Source organism: Mesorhizobium sp. ArgA1 (genome assembly GCF_053714375.1).
The window spans coordinates 1-848 of sequence record NZ_JBSKBQ010000110.1 but is presented as its reverse complement, the minus strand read 5'-3'; the positions used below and the strand labels follow the sequence as shown (position 1 = coordinate 848).

2 protein-coding genes are annotated in these 848 nt (G+C 61.6%); one reads left to right on the top strand and one right to left on the bottom strand.

Annotation, left to right across the window (positions count from 1 at the left end):
• Positions 1-117: 117 nt before the first annotated feature.
• Positions 118-510 (bottom strand): transposase family protein, encoded by a 393-nt coding sequence (locus ACWGTI_RS32560; RefSeq protein WP_454590666.1) that lies wholly within the window; start codon positions 508-510, stop codon positions 118-120.
• 138 nt (positions 511-648) lie between these two features.
• Between ACWGTI_RS32560 and ACWGTI_RS32555 the strand changes: the two genes are divergently transcribed.
• Positions 649-786, top strand: coding sequence for a hypothetical protein (locus ACWGTI_RS32555; RefSeq protein ID WP_454590665.1), 138 nt, complete (start codon positions 649-651; stop codon positions 784-786).
• Positions 787-848 lie beyond the last annotated feature (62 nt).

Here is an 848-nt window from a genome sequence, read left to right as displayed (position 1 = left end):
CCGTTCGACGACTGCGATTTGCCGACGTTGCCGAAGGCCATCGACCCCGACAAACTCGACCCAGACGTTCATCCTTAGTTGCGTTGTCATCGAGTGCGCCTTCCAAAAAGCCCTCGATTACCCGAAAGTTCTTACCCCCACCTTTTTCCCGCTCCCACCGCCGACCGCAAAGCCGATCGCCAGTTGGCTTTCGCCGAGGCGCGATGTGCGTCGCGCTTTCGGCCGCACCGTTTCCGGCAACCGTTCGGTGGAGATCCGCTGGCGGCATTGCGGATCAGCGCAACGGAAGCGCCTGGCGTGAAGCCGAATCTCGACGACCCGTCCCTGCCACGGCAGATCGGCCAACCTTCGCATGTAGTGGCTGTGAACGCGGCGCGTCTGGCAACCGCAACAGGGGCACTTCGACGCCTCCGCCTTCGGCCGGGCCACGAGCACCACCCTGTCGGTCTGGGGAAGGATCTGGACAATCGAAAGCTCGGGGGAAATCAGCGAGCGGAAGGCATGGAGCACGGGCGAATCACCGGCGTCGACTGCGATTCCGACCTTATGGCCTTATTCGCATCATCCGTGAATCCCGCCTGCTGCACCAAATATGCGGAAGAACCCATAATCGCCGCCGACCGGTCTCCCTAATCGCCGCGCTACACAATGCGCGTCGCCGTGCGTCTCGAAGCCGAGCTCGGCCCCGAGCAGGCCATGTTCGCGAGTGGATGCCAGGCCGAATGGAACAAGATGCCGATCCCCGGACTACCGGTGACGATCGGCATTGATGTGAGCGTCCGGTGAGCGGATTTTGGTTAGGTGCGGGATTGGCGCAAGTTACGACACAGATGATTCATTTGTGACGT